The sequence below is a fragment of the Baekduia soli genome (assembly GCF_007970665.1).
In the GTDB taxonomy this organism is placed as follows: domain Bacteria; phylum Actinomycetota; class Thermoleophilia; order Solirubrobacterales; family Solirubrobacteraceae; genus Baekduia; species Baekduia soli.
Window position 1 is genome coordinate 205,119 of the sequence record NZ_CP042430.1, and the last position, 14,311, is coordinate 219,429.

Here is a 14,311-nt window from a genome sequence, read left to right on the forward strand (position 1 = left end):
CCCGTGTGCTCGGCCCGGCGCGCGCGCTGCGCGCGCCGCGGCCCGAGCTGCTGTTCGGCGCGGCGCTGGCCGTCGCCCTGGCCGCGGTCGGCCTGCGGGCCGGCGGCGGCCTGGCCGTCGGCCCGACCGCCAAGGTCGAGATCGGCCTCGACGTCCTCGGTGGCCTGCTCGGCGCCATCGCGGCGCTGGCCGCCCTGCGGCGCCGCTGGTGGGGCGCCGCGAGCGTCGTCCTCTTCGCGGTCCTGGCGATCGTCACCGCCCTGTCGATCACCTGGGCGCTGCAGCCCTCCGACGCCTGGCTGGAGGCCAACCGCACGGTCGCCTGGATGGCGGTGTTCGCCTCCGGCGTCGTCCTGGCCCGCCTCGGCGGCGCCTGGTGGGGCGCGGCGATCGGCGCGATCTGCACGGCGACCGCGGTGATCTGCGCGTGGGCCATCCTCACGAAGGTCTTCCCCGGCGCGCTGGCCTCCGACGAGATCTACGCGCGGCTGCGCGAGCCCTACGGCTACTGGAACGCCGTCGGCCTGACCGCCGCGCTCGGCGTCCCGCCGGCGCTGTGGCTCGGCGCACGGCGCTCGGGCCACGCCGCCGTCAACGCGCTGGCCTACCCCGCGATGGGGCTGCTCCTGCTCACGGTGCTGCTGGCCTACTCGCGCGGCGCGCTGCTGGCGGTCCTGATCGGCTGCGCGTTCTGGTTCACGATCGTGCCGCTGCGCCTGCGCGGCGCCACGGTGCTGGCCGTGGGCGCGGCCGGCGCGCTGATCGTCTCGGCGTGGGTGTTCAGCCAGGACACGCTGACCAAGGACAACGTCCCGCTCGGCGAGCGCGCGACGTCGGGCCACGAGCTCGGCATCGCCGTGGTGGCGATGTTCGTGGTCCTGACGCTGCTCGGCCTGGCCATCGGCTTCACGGCGGCCCGGCGCGCGCCGTCGGCCGGGGCGCGGCGGCGGGCGGGCGCGGCCATCGTCGTGGCGCTCGCGCTCGTGCCGGTCGCGCTGGTCCTCGCGCTCGCCCTCTCGTCGAAGGGCCTGGGCGGCTCGATCTCCAGCGGCTGGAAGTCGCTCACCGACCCCAACGACCAGACGAAGGTGGCCAACCGCCCCGATCGCCTGACCTCGGTCGGCAGCGTGCGCGCCCGCTACTGGGACGAGTCGCTGAAGATCTTCAAGGCCCACAAGCTCAAGGGCGTCGGGGCCGGTGGCTACGCGACCGCCCGCCTGCGCTACCGGACCAACGGGCAGCTGGCCGTTCGCCACTCCCACGGCTACGTCGTGCAGACCGCCGCCGACCTGGGGATCGTCGGCCTGGCCGCGAGCCTCGCGCTGCTGATCGCCTGGGCGGCGGCCACGGGCCGCACGCTGGGCTGGCGCCTGCCGCTGCCCGTCGGCGCCCGCCGGGCGCTCACGCGGCCGCCGCCGGCGCCCACCCACGGCGCCGGGCCCGAGTACGTCGGCATGGCGACGCTGGCCACCGTCGTGCTCGTCTTCGGCGTGCACTCCTTCGTGGACTGGACCTGGTTCGTCCCCGGCACGGCCGTCATCGCGCTGCTGGCCGCGGGTTGGGTCGCGGGCCGCGGGCCGCTCGGCGAGCGCCCCGTGGCGGTGCGCGCGCTGGGCCCGGCGCTGCGCGCGGGCGTGCGCTCGCCGGTCCGCGTGGGGACCGCGGCGCTCGTGCTCGCGCTCGGCGTGCTGGCGGCCTGGACGGCCTGGGAGCCCCAGCGCTCCGTGGAGGCCGGCAACGCCGCCCTGCTGGCCGCCGGGCCCGACGCCAAGGCCTACACCAAGGCCCGCGCGCTGGCCGATACCGCGCGGTCGCGCAACCCGCTGTCGCCCGACCCGCTGTTCGAGCTGGCCGTCATCGAGAACGTCGCGGGCCACAAGGCCGCGGCCCGCCAGGCGCTGGTCGACGCGGTGCGCCTGCAGCCGTCCAACGCCGCCACGTGGGAGCAGCTGTCGCGCTTCGCGCTCGACCAGCAGGACGACCCCACGCAGGCCCTGCGGCTCCTCGGCCCCGCGCTCTACCTCGACCCGCTGTCGCCGACCGGGGTGCGCGACTACCTCGACGCGCTGCGCCGGGCCACGACCAAGGCCCAGGAGAAGGCCAGGCGCAGGGCGGCCGCCAAGGCGAAGCGGCAGGCCGCGGTGCGGCGCAAGGCCGACCGCGCCAGGCGCCGGACGGGCTAGCCGCGTCGGGCACGAGGCGCCGGACGGGCTAGCCTCGTCGGCGATGAGGCTGCTCGCCGTCTGCCAGGTCGACCGTCCAGGCGGCCCGGAGATCGGGTTGCTGCGCCTGCTGCGGCGCCTGGAGGCACGCGGCTGGGAGATCGCGCTGACGTCGCCGGGCGAGGAGCCGACCCCGCTGTCGGAGCAGGGCTGGCCCTGGGAGGCCCTGGAGGTCGGGGGGCTGGCGCACGGCGCCGGCGCCCGCGCGGTGGCGTCCTGGCCGCGGGCGCGCCGCCTCTCGCGCGACGCCGACATCACCTACCTCAACGGCACGGTCGCGGGCCGGCTGCTGCCGTCGCTGCGCGGCCACGCCACCGTCCTGCACGTCCACGACATCGTCTCCCGCGTGCCGCGCCACTGGAACGGCGCCGACCTCGTGCTCGCCGACTCGCGGGCGGTGGGCGGGCGGCTGGACCCGCTCGACGTGCACGTCATCGGCTGCCCGGTGGAGCTCGACCCGCCGCAGGCGCCCGCGCCCTGGCCGGCGGTCGGCGACGGCGTGCCCGTCGTCGGGTTCGTCGGGCGCCTCGTGCCCCGCAAGGGGCCGCTGGAGCTCGTGCGCGCCGCGCCGGCGATCCGCGCGGCCCGACCCGACGTGCGCATCGTCATCGTCGGCGACGACCCCTACGAGGACGAGGACCCCGAGTACGCGGCGGCGGTGCGCGCCGCGCCCGGCGTCGACCACGTCGGCCGGGTCCAGGAGGCCGCGACGATCCTCAGCCGGCTCGACGTGCTCGTCCTGCCGTCGCTGGAGGAGCCGTTCGGGACCGTCGTGGCCGAGGCGATGGCGGCGGGGACGCCGGTCGTCGCCACCCGCGTCGACGGCCTGCCCGAGCTCGTGGCCGACGGCGTGACGGGCGCGCTCGTCGAGCCCGGCGACACGGCCGCGCTGGCCGTCGCGGTCCTGCGCGTGCTCGACGACCGCGAGGCGATGGGCGCTGCGGCGCGGGAGGCGGCCGGCCGCTTCGGCGCCGACGCCTACGCCGACCGCGTCGAGGACCTGCTGCTGGAGCTCCTGCCGGGCCGGCGCGCGATCGAGCGCCGCCGCGGCCTGCACGACGGCACCGCGACCTGAGGCGGCCTCAGAGCGCCGCGGCGACCGAGCCGGCGGCCAGCGCGCCGGCGACGGCCAGCGGCTCCGTGCTGCGCAGCGAGCGCGACAGCACGAACGCGCCCTCCAGGGCGCAGAGCATCGCGACGGCCTGCTCGCGGGCGCGGCCGTCGTCCATGCCCGCCGCGGCGAAGCGCTCGGCGAGCATCGTGAGCCAGCTCTCGAAGACGTCGGCGGTCGCCCGGCGCAGCGGCTCGCTCGTGCTGGCGACCTCCAGCGCGACGGTGGCGATCGGGCAGGCGTCGGCGTAGTCGGACTCCACGAGGTGCGCCGCGGCGCCGGCGAAGAAGTCGCGCACGCCCGTGACGACGTCGGGGGCCGGATCGAAGACCGCGGGGCCCAGGAGCGCGTAGAGGGCGCCGGCGTGGCGGATGACCTCCTCGCCGAGCTGCTCCTTGCCGCCGGGGAAGTGGTGGTACAGGGAGCCGAACGGCGCCTGCGCGGCGGCCACGATCTCCTTGACGCCGGTGCCGGCGTAGCCCTTGCGGCGCAGGAGCTCGGCGCCCGCGGTGACGATGCGCTCGCGCGTGGGCGCCGGCGCGGTGACGTCGGGATCCCCCATGCCCGACAGGATAGTCGCGTGCGCTAGAGCGATCTACCTAATCCTCGAAGGCCCGGAGCGTCGCCGGCGACCTCCGGGTCCTCGTGCTCGTGTCGATCTCCTTCATGGTCACCACGCCGTGGCCCGCCGCGCGCGGGGCGCGGCTACAGTTAGGGTCGCCTAACCCGATGCGACCGCACTCCCCCGCCCTCCCGTGACCCTCACCCGCCGCGCCCTGCTGCGCACCGGCGGCGCCGCCGGCCTGGCCGCGGCCACGGCGGGCGCCGGCTTCGTCCTCGGACGCGAGACCGACGCCGGCGGCGGGCCCGACCACGTCGTCGCCTTCCACGGCCCGCACCAGGCCGGGATCGCCACCGCGGCCCAGGACCGCCTGCACTTCGCGGCGCTCGACGTCGAGCCGGGCGTCACGCGGGCCGACCTGCGCGACCTCATGGCGCGGTGGACCGCGGCCTCCGAGCGCCTCACGCGCGGCCTGGACGTCGGCGCGGGGGCGAGCTCCGCGGCGCTGGCGCCGCCCGACGACACCGGCGAGGCCGTCGGCCTCTCGGCCGCGAACCTGACCGTCACCTTCGGCGTGGGTCCGAGCCTGTTCGACGACCGCTTCGGGCTGGCCGGCCGCCGCCCCGCCGCGCTGGGCCCGCTGCCCGCCCTGCCCGGGGACGCCCTGGACCGCTCCCGCAGCGACGGCGACCTGTGCGTGCAGGCCTGCGCCGACGACCCCCAGGTCGCCTTCCACGCGGTGCGCAACCTCGCGCGCCTGGGCCGCGGCGTCGTGACCGTGCGGTGGTCGCAGCTGGGGTTCGGGCGCACCTCGTCCACGAGCACCGCACAGGCCACGCCGCGCAACCTCATGGGCTTCAAGGACGGCACGGCCAACGTCAAGGCCGAGGACGCCCGCGCCATGGACGAGGCGGTGTGGGTCGGCGGCCGCCCGGACGAGCCCGCGTGGCTGCGTGGCGGCAGCTACCTCGTGGCGCGCCGGATCCGCATGCTCATCGAGGTCTGGGACCGCGCCTCGCTCGGCGACCAGGAGCAGACGATCGGGCGCCACAAGCGCTCGGGCGCCCCGCTGGGAGCCTCGGACGAGTTCGCGACCCTGCGGCCGGCGTCGCTGCCGCCCGACAGCCACGTGCGGCTCGCGCACCCCGACACCAACCGCGGCGCCCGTCTCCTGCGCCGCGGCTACTCGTTCACCGACGGCCTCGAGGCCCTCGGCCAGCTCGACGCCGGGCTGTTCTTCCTGGCCTACATGCGCGACCCGTCGGCGTTCATCACGCTGCAGAACCGCCTCGGCACGAGCGACAAGCTCAACGAGTACATCAAGCACGTCGGCTCCGGCCTGTGGGCCGTGCTGCCCGGTGTCCGCCCGGGCGCCGTGCTCGGCTCCGCCCTGCTGGCCTAGCCCTACGATGGCGGGGTGCGCCCCCGCGCCGCGCCGCTCGCCCTCCTCCTGGCCCTGGCGATCGCCCTGGCCGGGGCCTCCACGGCGGGCGCGGCCGTCGTCGTCCTGCAGGACCTGACCCACCCCGCCTCCGTGCTCGAGCTGCCGGTGGCCGGCGCCTGCGACCACGCCATCACCGACGAGGAGAGCGCGGGCGTCGTGCCGCTGCCGTGCCCGTGGCCCGCCCCCGGCGGCGACTGGGGCCCGCCGCTGACCGTCCGACCGGGCGACACGCTGCAGCTCTCCCTCGGCGCGCCGCCGGCCGTCGCGCCCCAGGCGTCGTTGGTGGCGTTCGGCGCGGTGCGCCGGCTCGTCCTCGGCCCCGGCGAGCTCACCCCCACGAGTCCCGACGGGCTGACCTGGACCGTGACGCTGCCCGTGACGCTCGATCCGCTGGGCGGCGGCCTGGGCTTCGCGCTCGTCGTCGACGGCAGCGCGCTCATGGCCACGCTCGTCCCCCCGCGCCAGCCCGTCGCCCGGCCGCCGCTGCCGCCGCCCCTGGCGTTCGCCGGCGCCGCGCTGAACCGCGCCCGCCGGACGATCGACGTGCGGCTGCGGTCCATCGCCGACGTCGCGGTCAGCGTCGTGCTGACCCGGGCCGGGACGCGCATCGGGCACGGCAGCGCCGCGGTGCACCCCGGCCGCAGCCTCGTGCACGTCCCCATCGGCCCCCGGACCTGGCACCGGCTGTCGCCCGGCCTGCACGTCGACGTGCGGCTGTTCTACGGCTCGCCGGACCCCGCCACGACCCTCGGCGCGCTCCTGCACAGGGCATGAGGGTGATGCCCGTGCGTCCCCGGACGGCCGTCCTGCCGGTCCTCCGCCGCCGCCCTCGCCGAGCCGGCGGCCGCGGACGACCTGGCCCGCCGCGCCGCGCCGCCGGGTCCCCCGCCGCTGGCCTTCCGCAGCACCACGCTGGACCGCACGGTCGACTCCGTGGCGGTCCGGGTGCAGGCCATGACCGAGGTCCAGGCACGCGTCGTCCTGCGCCGCCGCGGGCACGAGCTCGGGCACGCCATCGCCGTCATCCACACGGGTCAGACGACCGTCGAGGTCCCCGTCCCCCACCGCACCCTGCGCCACCTGCACGTGGGCCAGCACGTCGAGGTCGACATCTTCTACGGCCGGCCCGACCCGGTCCACGTGGCCGGGGCCGAGCTGCTGCGCGGCCCGCCGCGCTCGCGCTCTGACGTCTGCTCAGAACGCGCCGCGGCGCGTGAACACGGCGGGCACGGTCTTGACGAGGATCGTCAGGTCCAGGAAGACCGACCAGCGCTCGAGGTAGAGGAAGTCCAGTCGCACGAGGTCGTCGAAGTCCAGGTCCGAGCGCCCGGAGACCTGCCACAGCCCCGTGATGCCCGGCAGGACCAGGTAGCGCTTCTTGTGCCAGTCCTCGAGGCGGTCGAAGTCGCGCTGGGGCAGAGGACGCGGCCCGACGAGCGACATGTCGCCGCGCAGGACGTTCATGAGCTGGGGCAGCTCGTCGACCGAGAAGCGCCGCAGCAGCCGGCCGACGCGCGTGATGCGCGGGTCGCGGCGCATCTTGAACAGCGCCCCGGTGGCCTCGTTGCTGGCCTCGAGGTCGGCCTGGCGCTCGTCGGCGTCCTGGTACATCGTGCGGAACTTCAGGCACGCGAACGGCACGCCGCCGATCCCGGGCCGCCACGAGCGGTAGAGCACGGGGCCGCGCGACGTGAGGCGCACGGCCAGCGCGCTGGCGGCCAGCAGCGGGCTGAACACCAGCAACAGCACCGACGAGACCGCCACGTCGAACGTCCGCTTGAGCGCGAAGTCGATGCCGTCGAAGACCGGCGGCTTGAGCTCGAACAGCGGCACCGACTGGCCGGGCACGAACTCGGCGCGGTGGATGAGGATCTCCATCGTCGACGGCGCGATGCGCACCACGACGCCGCGCTGGTGGCAGGTGTCGACGAGCTCGACCGCGGTCTGCTGCGGGAACGCGGGGTCGGCGATGATGACCTCGTCGACCTTGTTGGCCTCGACGATGGCGCCGATGTCCTCCAGCCCACCGAGCGAGCGCAGCCCGTTGTCGGGCCGGAAGGTCTGCGAGACGAACCCCACGACCTGCACGGGGCTGTGGCCGCCGGAGGCCTGCAGCGCGTGGGCGACGGCCTCGATCTGCTCGCCCGTGCCGACGAGCACCGCGCGGCGCTGGTAGCCCGCGGCGCGCAGGATCGCCCCCGTGGCGTACTCGTAGACGAAGCGCGCGGTCGACACGTAGGCCACGGCGAAGAACAGCGTGCCGTAGAAGATGTAGTAGCTCGAGAACGACTCGCCGTTGACGACGGCGAAGAGCAGCGCGACCACCGTCGTCTGGAACAGCGACGCGACGATCCGCGTGAGCCCCGGGCGCACGGCGCGCTCGGCGTACAGGCCCGACCGCGCGAACAGCAGCGAGGCGACCAGGAACGCGAACGGCGTGTAGTCCTTGGCCTGCTGCCAGGAGACCTCGGCGTCGAAGCCGCCGCGCACGAGCGCCTTGAGCGCCAGCGCGGTGAAGATGGCGCCGACGATCGACGCGAGGTCGAGCGCCAACAGCGAGAGGACACGCGCGGCCCGCCGGAGGGTGGCCCAGCGCAACAGGAAGCTCAGCATCGGCGGGCGCTTGGCGCGCACGTCGCGCTCGGGCAGCGACTCGACGGGCAGTCGCGTCGCCCGCAGCTCCGCCTGGTCGGCCGTGGTCGCCTTCGGCATCTCCCTCTCCTCAACGGGCGAGGGTGGCAGATGTCGCGGGTTCGTCATGCGAGATGTGGTGCAGACGCGGCCCCTGACCGGGGCCGCGACCGCTCCACGCTACCGCGAAGCGCCGACGAGCATCTCGACGCCCGACTCGTCGAGCGTGCGCTGCAGGCCCTCACGCAGGCCCACGGTGGGCGCCCAGCCCAGGATCTCCTTGGCCAGGTCGATGTTCGGCTGGCGGACCTGCGGGTCGTCGGTCGGCAGCGCCTCGAAGACGATCTCGGACTCGCTGCCGGTGAGCTCGATGACCGTCTGAGCGAGCTCGAGGAGCGTGAACTCATCGGGGTTGCCGATGTTGACGGGCTGGTGGTATCCCGACTCGGCCAGGGCGATCATGCCCGCGATGAGGTCGTCGACGTAGGTGAACGACCGCGTCTGCTTGCCCTCGCCGAACACGGTGATCGGCTTGCGCGACAGCGCCTGGCGCAGGAAGGTCGGGATGGCGCGGCCGTCGTTGGGGCGCATGCGCGTGCCGTAGGTGTTGAAGATGCGGATGATCGCCGTGTCCACGCCCTGCTGGCGGTGGTAGGCCATCGTCAGCGCCTCGGCGTAGCGCTTGGCCTCGTCGTAGACGCCGCGCGGGCCGATGGGGTTGACGTGGCCCCAATAGCTCTCGGGCTGCGGGTGGACCTGGGGGTCTCCGTAGACCTCGCTCGTGGAGGCGATGAGGAACCGTGCGCGGTGGGCCTTGGCCAGGCCGAGCGTGTGGTGCGTGCCGTGCGAGCCGACCTTCAGCGTGTGCAGCGGCAGGCGCAGGTAGTCGATGGGCGAGGCCGGCGACGCGAGGTGGTAGACCATGTCCACCGGCTCGTCGACGAAGTAGGGCTCCACGATGTCGGCCTGCAGGAACCGGAACTCCGGCACGCGGATGTGGTGGATGTTGGCGAGCGAGCCCGTCTCGAGGTTGTCCACGCAGATGACGCGGTTGCCGCGACGCAGGAGCTCGTCGCACAGGTGCGACCCGAGGAACCCGGCGCCGCCGGTGACGAGGCAGGTGGCCATGCGTGAAGCGTAGCCCCCCGGCCGTGACCGGGCCCTAACCCGTCGGCGAGGTCGGCCTCCGGTCAGGCGGGCGCGAAGTCCACGTGCACGTGGCGCCCGCGCCGCAGCCGCACGACCCGGCCGGCCTCCCGCAGCGCGAAGAGCGCGGCGCGCTCGTCGGTCGTCAGCTCGGCGTCGGGCAGCGCCCCGGCCCCGGCCGAGGCGTAGCGGCGCTCGAGCGCCAGCGCGGCGGCGTCCAGCGGCGGCGGCGCGACGGGCCGGTCGCGCTCGCGCACGGCATCGGCCGGCGCGGGCAGGTCCTCGCCGCGGGCCAGCCGGCTCAGGCGCACGAGGCTGTCGTTCGTCGGGCCGTGCTGCCGGGCCTGCGGGTCGAGCACGACGCCCTCGGCCAGCAGCTCGTCGTCTCCGGGCCGGCGGACCTCGATGCGGTCGTTGCGCCGCACGGCCAGCGGCTCCTCGCAGCGCAGCTGGTGGAACGGCCCGCCGAGCCAGCCGACGCGCGCGGCGGCCTCCGCGGTGCCCCAGACCACCACGACCTGGGTGCCGTGCTCCAGCCGGCCCTCCAGGCGCACGTCGAGCACGCCCGGCGCCGCGCCGGCGTCGGCCCCGGCGTCGGCGCCGGCGTCGGCCCCGGTGACCTCGGGCACCGTGCCGGCCACCCAGGCGCCCTCCTCCTTCTTCCAGATCGGCGCCTCGGCCTTGATGCGGTCGATGATCTCGCGGGCGCCCGCGAACGCCTCGGGCCGGTGCGGCGCGCTGGCGGCCACGACGACGGAGGCCTCCCCCAGGGCGACCCGGCCGACGCGGTGGTCGGCGGCGGCGGCGCAGAGGCCGTGGCGGGCGATCGCCTCGGCGACGATCTGCTCGATGCGCTGCGCGGCCATCTCGGCGTAGGCCTCGTAGTCCAGGAACGCGACGTCGCGCGTCGTGCCGCTGAACGTCACCACGGCGCCGGCGCGGGCGTCCTGCACGCGCGCCGCGACCGCGTCGAGCGACAGCGGCCCGTCGAGGACGGCGCCCCCGCTGACGGGCGGGACGACCGCCAGCTCATCGCCGGGCGCGAGCACGACGTCGGGCGACGCATACTCGCGGTTGACCGCCAGGACGAGGGCGACACCCGGGGCCAGGTGCTCCACGCGGGCCAGCGCGTCGGCGACGCGGGCGCCGTCGGGCAGCTCGAGCTCCAGCTCGTCGCGCCCCGCACGCTCCCTCAACCCGGCGAACAGCCGCACCCTGACCTTCACAGCGCCAACAGTAGGCGAGTGCGGGGGACGAGGCCCACAGGGCGTACACCCCGTACCCTTCCGGCCATGGCGACGTCTCCTGCAGAGGAGCGCCTCACCGTCGCGCCCATCGTGGGCCCGGACGACCCGAGGCGCTTCACCGACTCCGGCATCGAGATCAAGGCGCTCTACACCGCCGACGACCTCCCGCCCAAGCTCGAGCTCGGCGAGCCCGGCGAGTTCCCCTACATCCGCGGACCCCACCGCGACATGTACCGCAAGCAGGTCTGGACGATGCGGCAGTACGCGGGCTACGCGTCGGCCAAGGAGTCCAACGAGCGCTACCGCTACCTGCTCTCCAAGGGCGGCACCGGCCTCTCGATGGCCTTCGACCTGCCGACCCAGCTCGGCCTGGACTCGGACAACCCGCGCTGCCTCGGCGAGGTCGGGCGCACGGGTGTCGCGATCGACACGATCGACGACATGCGCACGGCCTTCGACGGGATCCCGCTGGACCAGGTCTCCACGTCGATGACGATCAACGCGCCCGCCGCCTGCCTGCTGCTGCTCTACGAGCTCGTCGGCGAGGAGCAGGGCGTCCCGAGCGAGCAGCTGCGCGGCACGACGCAGAACGACGTGCTCAAGGAGTACATCGCCCGCGGCAACTACATCTACCCGCCCGTGCCCACGATGCGGCTGACGACCGACCTGTTCGGCTACTGCGCCGAGCACGTGCCGAAGTGGAACACGGTCTCCATCTCGGGCTACCACTTCCGGGAGAAGGGCTGCTCGGCGGTGCAGGAGGTCGCGTTCACGCTGTGCAGCGGCATCGCCTACGTCCAGGCGGCCATCGACGCCGGCCTGGAGGTCGACCAGTTCGCGCCGCGCCTGGCCTTCTTCTTCAACGGCCACAACAACGTCTTCCAGGAGGTCGCGAAGTTCCGCGCCGCCCGGCGGATGTGGGCGCACATCATGCGCGACCGGTTCGGGGCCACCAACCCCAAGGCCATGATGCTGCGGTTCCACACGCAGACCGGCGGCGTGACGCTGACCGCCCAGCAGCCCGAGAACAACATCGCCCGCGTGGCCCTGCAGGGCTTCGCGGCAGTCTGCGGCGGCACGCAGTCGCTGCACACCAACGGCTATGACGAGGCGCTCGCGCTGCCCACGGAGCGCGCCGCGAAGATCGCCGTGCGCACCCAGCAGGTCATCGCGCACGAGTCCGGCGCCGCCGACACCGTCGACCCGTTCGCCGGGTCGTACTTCATCGAATCGCTGACCGACGAGATCGAGAGCCGCGCGCAGGAGCTCATCACCAAGGTCGACGAGCTCGGCGGCTCGGTCAACGCGATCGAGTTCATCACGGGCGAGATCGACGAGTCGGCCTGGGGCTACCAGGAGCGCTACCGGCTGGGCCAGGACATCGTCGTCGGCGTCAACAAGTACGAGGAGGACGAGATCGAGGTCCCTGACCTCCTGCGCGTCGACCCCGACTCCGAGCGCCAGCAGCTCGAGCGCCTCGCCGCGTTCAAGGCCGACCGCGACCAGGAGCTCGTCCAGCGCCGTCTCGAGGAGGTCCGCGAGGCCGCGCGCGGCACCGCCAACATGCTGCCCGCCATCAAGGAGGCGCTGCGCGACCGGGCGTCGCTCGGCGAGGTCTGCGGTGCGATGCAGGACGTCTTCGGCAAATACGCTCCGACGTTCTGATGCTCGCCCTCGCGTTCTACGACGTCGTCCTGGCCGTCCACATCATGGCCGTCGTGGTCGCCTTCGGGGTGATCTTCGCCTATCCGGTGATCGTGCCGTGGATGCGCCGGACCCACCCGGCGGCGATGCCCTCGCTGCACGGCGCCCAGGTGCGGGTCGGCCGCATGGTCATCTCGCCGGGGATGGTGCTCGTCCTCGCGGCCGGGATCTACCTGGCCAGCAAGGCCGACGTCTGGTCGGAGGCCTGGGTCAGCGTCCCGCTCGTGATCCTGGTGATCATCGGCGGCCTGGGTGGGGCGTTCTTCACACCCACCGAGAAGCGCCTGGCCGAGCTCTCCGAGCGCGACCTCGCCGGCGGGGGCACCCTCGGCGCCGAGTACGACGCGCTGCTGGCCCGCTGGCGCGTCGTCGCCTCGGTCGCCGCCCTGCTCGTGCTGGTGGCCATCTTCTTCATGGCCGCCAAGCCCTAGTCAGCCGGAGGCGCGCCGGCGTGGCGCGCCGACGTGCACCGTGCGGCTGCGGGCCAGCTCCGTGGCGCCGTCGGGGAGCGTGAGCACCACCCGCGCGGGCACCACGCCGCGCCGGGCGACCGTGAAGCGCGCGGACGAGCTCGCGTCGAGCCGGGCCCGCAGCGTCGGCCACCAGCCGAAGCGCTCGCGCAGCAGGAGCTGCAGCACGACGGGCTGGCCGGGCGCGGCCGGCGTCACGTGCACCGACAGCGTCGTCCGGGCCCCGCGGGTGCTGCGGGTCACCGTGACGGCGTGGTCGAGCACGAGCACCTGCACGGGCGGGCTCGTCCCGTCCTCGGTCACGGCTCGGTAGGTCGTCGTCGTGCGGGGCACCACGGTCGCGCGGAACGTGCCGTCGATGGCCGGCACCGCGGTGCCGGCGGGCGCGAAGCCCGTGCCGTCGTCGCCCTCGATGGCCACCGAGCCCGTCGCGCCGGCGGCCACGCGGCCCGTGAGCACGAACGGCCTGCCCGTCGCCCCGCGCGCGGCCGGCGTGTCGAGCAGGACGTTCTCGACGTCGATCTCGCCCGTCATGAACGGGTGCAGCGAGCAGTAGTACGGCACGACGCCGGGCCGGTCGAAGCGGTGGTCGAACATCCCGCCCACCACGAGCCGGCCGGAGTCGAAGGAGCCGTCGGCGGCCACGACGTCGTGCGCCCGCGAGCTGTCGTTGGACCACTGCACGGTGTCGCCGGCGACGACGGCGATCTGCGGCGCCTGGAAGGCGGCGTAGAGCACCGAGACCTTCGCGGCGCCGGGCTCGCCGCCCATGCCGTCCATCGCGGGCGCCGCGACCGCCCCGACGGCCAGCGCCGCGGCGGCGAGCACGGCGATCGGCAGGGCGCGCCTCATGGGCGCGACACCCGGTAGATGCCGATCATCCCGGCCATCATGTGCTGCTCGACGTGGCAGTGGTAGAGCCATGTTCCGGGGTCCTGCTCGCGCCAGCGGATGCGGAAGCTCTCGGCCGGGCCGACGGTCTGGGTGTCGCGCGGGGTGCCGTCGGGCGCGATCCAGCGGTGGCCGTGGACGTGGAAGGTGTGGTGCTCGGACCCCATCGCCATGACGTCCCACTGGACGAGGTCGCCGACCTGGGAGGTGAACACGGGCGTGTTGCCGACGAAGGCGCGGCCGTCGATGGTCTGCAGCGCGCCCATCTCGGCGAAGACGACGGTGAACTCGCGGTCGGGCAGGCGCTCGTGGGGGCCCAGGATGGAGAGCATCCCGTACATGCCGCCGGCGATGGAGGCGTCCATGGACGGCGAGTGGTCGTGGTAGGGCCAGACCCCGGCCGAGTCGCGGCCGGCACGCAGGCGGTAGGTCCAGGTGTGGCGGTAGCCCACGTCCGCGTCGCCGCCGGAGAAGCCGGGCAGGTAGGCGCCGTCGGAGCTGGGCTTGTAGTGCACGCCGTGGAAGTGCATGGAGTGCGGGCGCCGGAACGCCGAGTCGAGGTTCTTGAAGTGGATGACGAAGCGGTCGCCGACGCGGCCCCGCAGCAGCGGGCCGGGGATCAGGTCCTGGTTGCCCGAGCCCAGCGGCGCGTTGAACAGCGGGTGCTTCCAGCCCTTGGTGTAGCGGCGGTAGACCGTCGTGGGGAACACGGTCTGCGCGGTGTCGTACTGCGTGCCGGTGATCGCGTCGCGGCCGTTGGGGACCATGTTCCACGTCACCGGCACGGCGGCGACCCAGGACTCCCGGACCGCCGCCGGCGCGACGGGGGCGGCGGCCAGCGCCGCCGCCCCCAGACGCACATGGCCGCGAGCGCGGCCGCACG

At 74.7% G+C, this 14,311-nt stretch carries 12 protein-coding genes; 6 read left to right on the forward strand and 6 right to left on the reverse strand.

What is annotated here, in order from left to right; all coding sequences use genetic code 11:
* Window positions 1-5 precede the first annotated feature (5 nt).
* Window positions 6-2,183, forward strand: coding sequence for an O-antigen ligase family protein (locus tag FSW04_RS00920; RefSeq protein WP_146915301.1), 2,178 nt, complete (start codon window positions 6-8; stop codon window positions 2,181-2,183).
* 43 nt (window positions 2,184-2,226) lie between these two features.
* On the forward strand, window positions 2,227-3,297 hold the full coding sequence (locus tag FSW04_RS00925) for a glycosyltransferase family 4 protein (RefSeq protein WP_146915303.1): 1,071 nt from the start codon (window positions 2,227-2,229) through the stop codon (window positions 3,295-3,297).
* A gap of 7 nt (window positions 3,298-3,304) precedes the next feature.
* Here FSW04_RS00925 and FSW04_RS00930 read toward each other — a convergent pair whose 3' ends face one another.
* Window positions 3,305-3,895 (reverse strand): TetR/AcrR family transcriptional regulator, encoded by a 591-nt coding sequence (locus FSW04_RS00930; protein ID WP_146915305.1) that lies wholly within the window; start codon window positions 3,893-3,895, stop codon window positions 3,305-3,307.
* 193 nt (window positions 3,896-4,088) lie between these two features.
* On the opposite strand from FSW04_RS00930, the gene efeB reads away from it, so the two are divergent.
* Both efeB and FSW04_RS00940 read left to right on the forward strand, forming a co-directional pair.
* Entirely contained in the window at window positions 4,089-5,297 is a 1,209-nt protein-coding gene (efeB, locus tag FSW04_RS00935; RefSeq protein WP_146915307.1) for an iron uptake transporter deferrochelatase/peroxidase subunit, read from the forward strand.
* Between the two features lie 15 nt (window positions 5,298-5,312).
* The gene (locus tag FSW04_RS00940) at window positions 5,313-6,113 is read left to right on the forward strand and encodes a hypothetical protein (protein WP_146915310.1); all 801 of its coding nucleotides are present in this window, start codon (window positions 5,313-5,315) and stop codon (window positions 6,111-6,113) included.
* Window positions 6,114-6,533: 420 nt separating this feature from the next.
* Here the strand turns inward: FSW04_RS00940 and FSW04_RS00945 are convergent, their stop codons facing one another.
* The 3 genes from FSW04_RS00945 to FSW04_RS26660 form a co-directional block, all read right to left on the reverse strand.
* Window positions 6,534-8,051, reverse strand: a complete 1,518-nt coding sequence (locus tag FSW04_RS00945; protein WP_146915312.1) for a sugar transferase — start codon at window positions 8,049-8,051, stop codon at window positions 6,534-6,536.
* Window positions 8,052-8,150: 99 nt separating this feature from the next.
* Window positions 8,151-9,098: a UDP-glucuronic acid decarboxylase family protein gene (locus FSW04_RS00950; RefSeq protein WP_146915314.1), complete on the reverse strand. Its 948-nt coding sequence runs from the start codon at window positions 9,096-9,098 to the stop codon at window positions 8,151-8,153.
* Window positions 9,099-9,160: 62 nt separating this feature from the next.
* Window positions 9,161-10,342 carry a molybdenum cofactor biosynthesis protein MoaE gene (locus FSW04_RS26660; RefSeq protein WP_228430771.1) on the reverse strand — a complete coding sequence of 394 codons (1,182 nt, stop codon included), beginning with the start codon at window positions 10,340-10,342 and terminating at the stop codon, window positions 9,161-9,163.
* 66 nt (window positions 10,343-10,408) lie between these two features.
* Between FSW04_RS26660 and FSW04_RS00960 the strand changes: the two genes are divergently transcribed.
* Both FSW04_RS00960 and FSW04_RS00965 read left to right on the forward strand, forming a co-directional pair.
* Entirely contained in the window at window positions 10,409-12,028 is a 1,620-nt protein-coding gene (locus tag FSW04_RS00960) for an acyl-CoA mutase large subunit family protein (protein WP_146915316.1), read from the forward strand.
* A complete protein-coding gene (locus FSW04_RS00965) occupies window positions 12,028-12,498 on the forward strand; it encodes a DUF2269 family protein (protein WP_146915318.1) in 471 nt (156 codons plus the stop codon). The genes FSW04_RS00960 and FSW04_RS00965 overlap by 1 nt, the downstream gene beginning before the upstream one ends.
* Here the strand turns inward: FSW04_RS00965 and FSW04_RS00970 are convergent, their stop codons facing one another.
* The gene (locus FSW04_RS00970; protein WP_146915320.1) at window positions 12,499-13,389 is read right to left on the reverse strand and encodes a cupredoxin domain-containing protein; all 891 of its coding nucleotides are present in this window, start codon (window positions 13,387-13,389) and stop codon (window positions 12,499-12,501) included.
* Window positions 13,386-14,288, reverse strand: coding sequence for a multicopper oxidase domain-containing protein (locus FSW04_RS00975; protein ID WP_146915322.1), 903 nt, complete (start codon window positions 14,286-14,288; stop codon window positions 13,386-13,388). Before FSW04_RS00975 ends, FSW04_RS00970 begins: the two co-directional genes overlap by 4 nt.
* Window positions 14,289-14,311: the final 23 nt, after the last annotated feature.

What these genes read in the sequence shown, in the direction of transcription:
- FSW04_RS00925 (WP_146915303.1), top strand. Translation starts at nt 2,227, where the DNA reads ATGAGGCTGCTCGCCGTCTGCCAGGTCGACCGTCCAGGCGGCCCGGAG.
- FSW04_RS00930 (WP_146915305.1), bottom strand. Translation starts at nt 3,895, where the DNA reads ATGGGGGATCCCGACGTCACCGCGCCGGCGCCCACGCGCGAGCGCATC.
- FSW04_RS00945 (WP_146915312.1), bottom strand. Translation starts at nt 8,051, where the DNA reads ATGCCGAAGGCGACCACGGCCGACCAGGCGGAGCTGCGGGCGACGCGA.
- FSW04_RS00950 (WP_146915314.1), bottom strand. Translation starts at nt 9,098, where the DNA reads ATGGCCACCTGCCTCGTCACCGGCGGCGCCGGGTTCCTCGGGTCGCAC.
- FSW04_RS00960 (WP_146915316.1), top strand. Translation starts at nt 10,409, where the DNA reads ATGGCGACGTCTCCTGCAGAGGAGCGCCTCACCGTCGCGCCCATCGTG.
- FSW04_RS00965 (WP_146915318.1), top strand. Translation starts at nt 12,028, where the DNA reads ATGCTCGCCCTCGCGTTCTACGACGTCGTCCTGGCCGTCCACATCATG.
- FSW04_RS00970 (WP_146915320.1), bottom strand. Translation starts at nt 13,389, where the DNA reads ATGAGGCGCGCCCTGCCGATCGCCGTGCTCGCCGCCGCGGCGCTGGCC.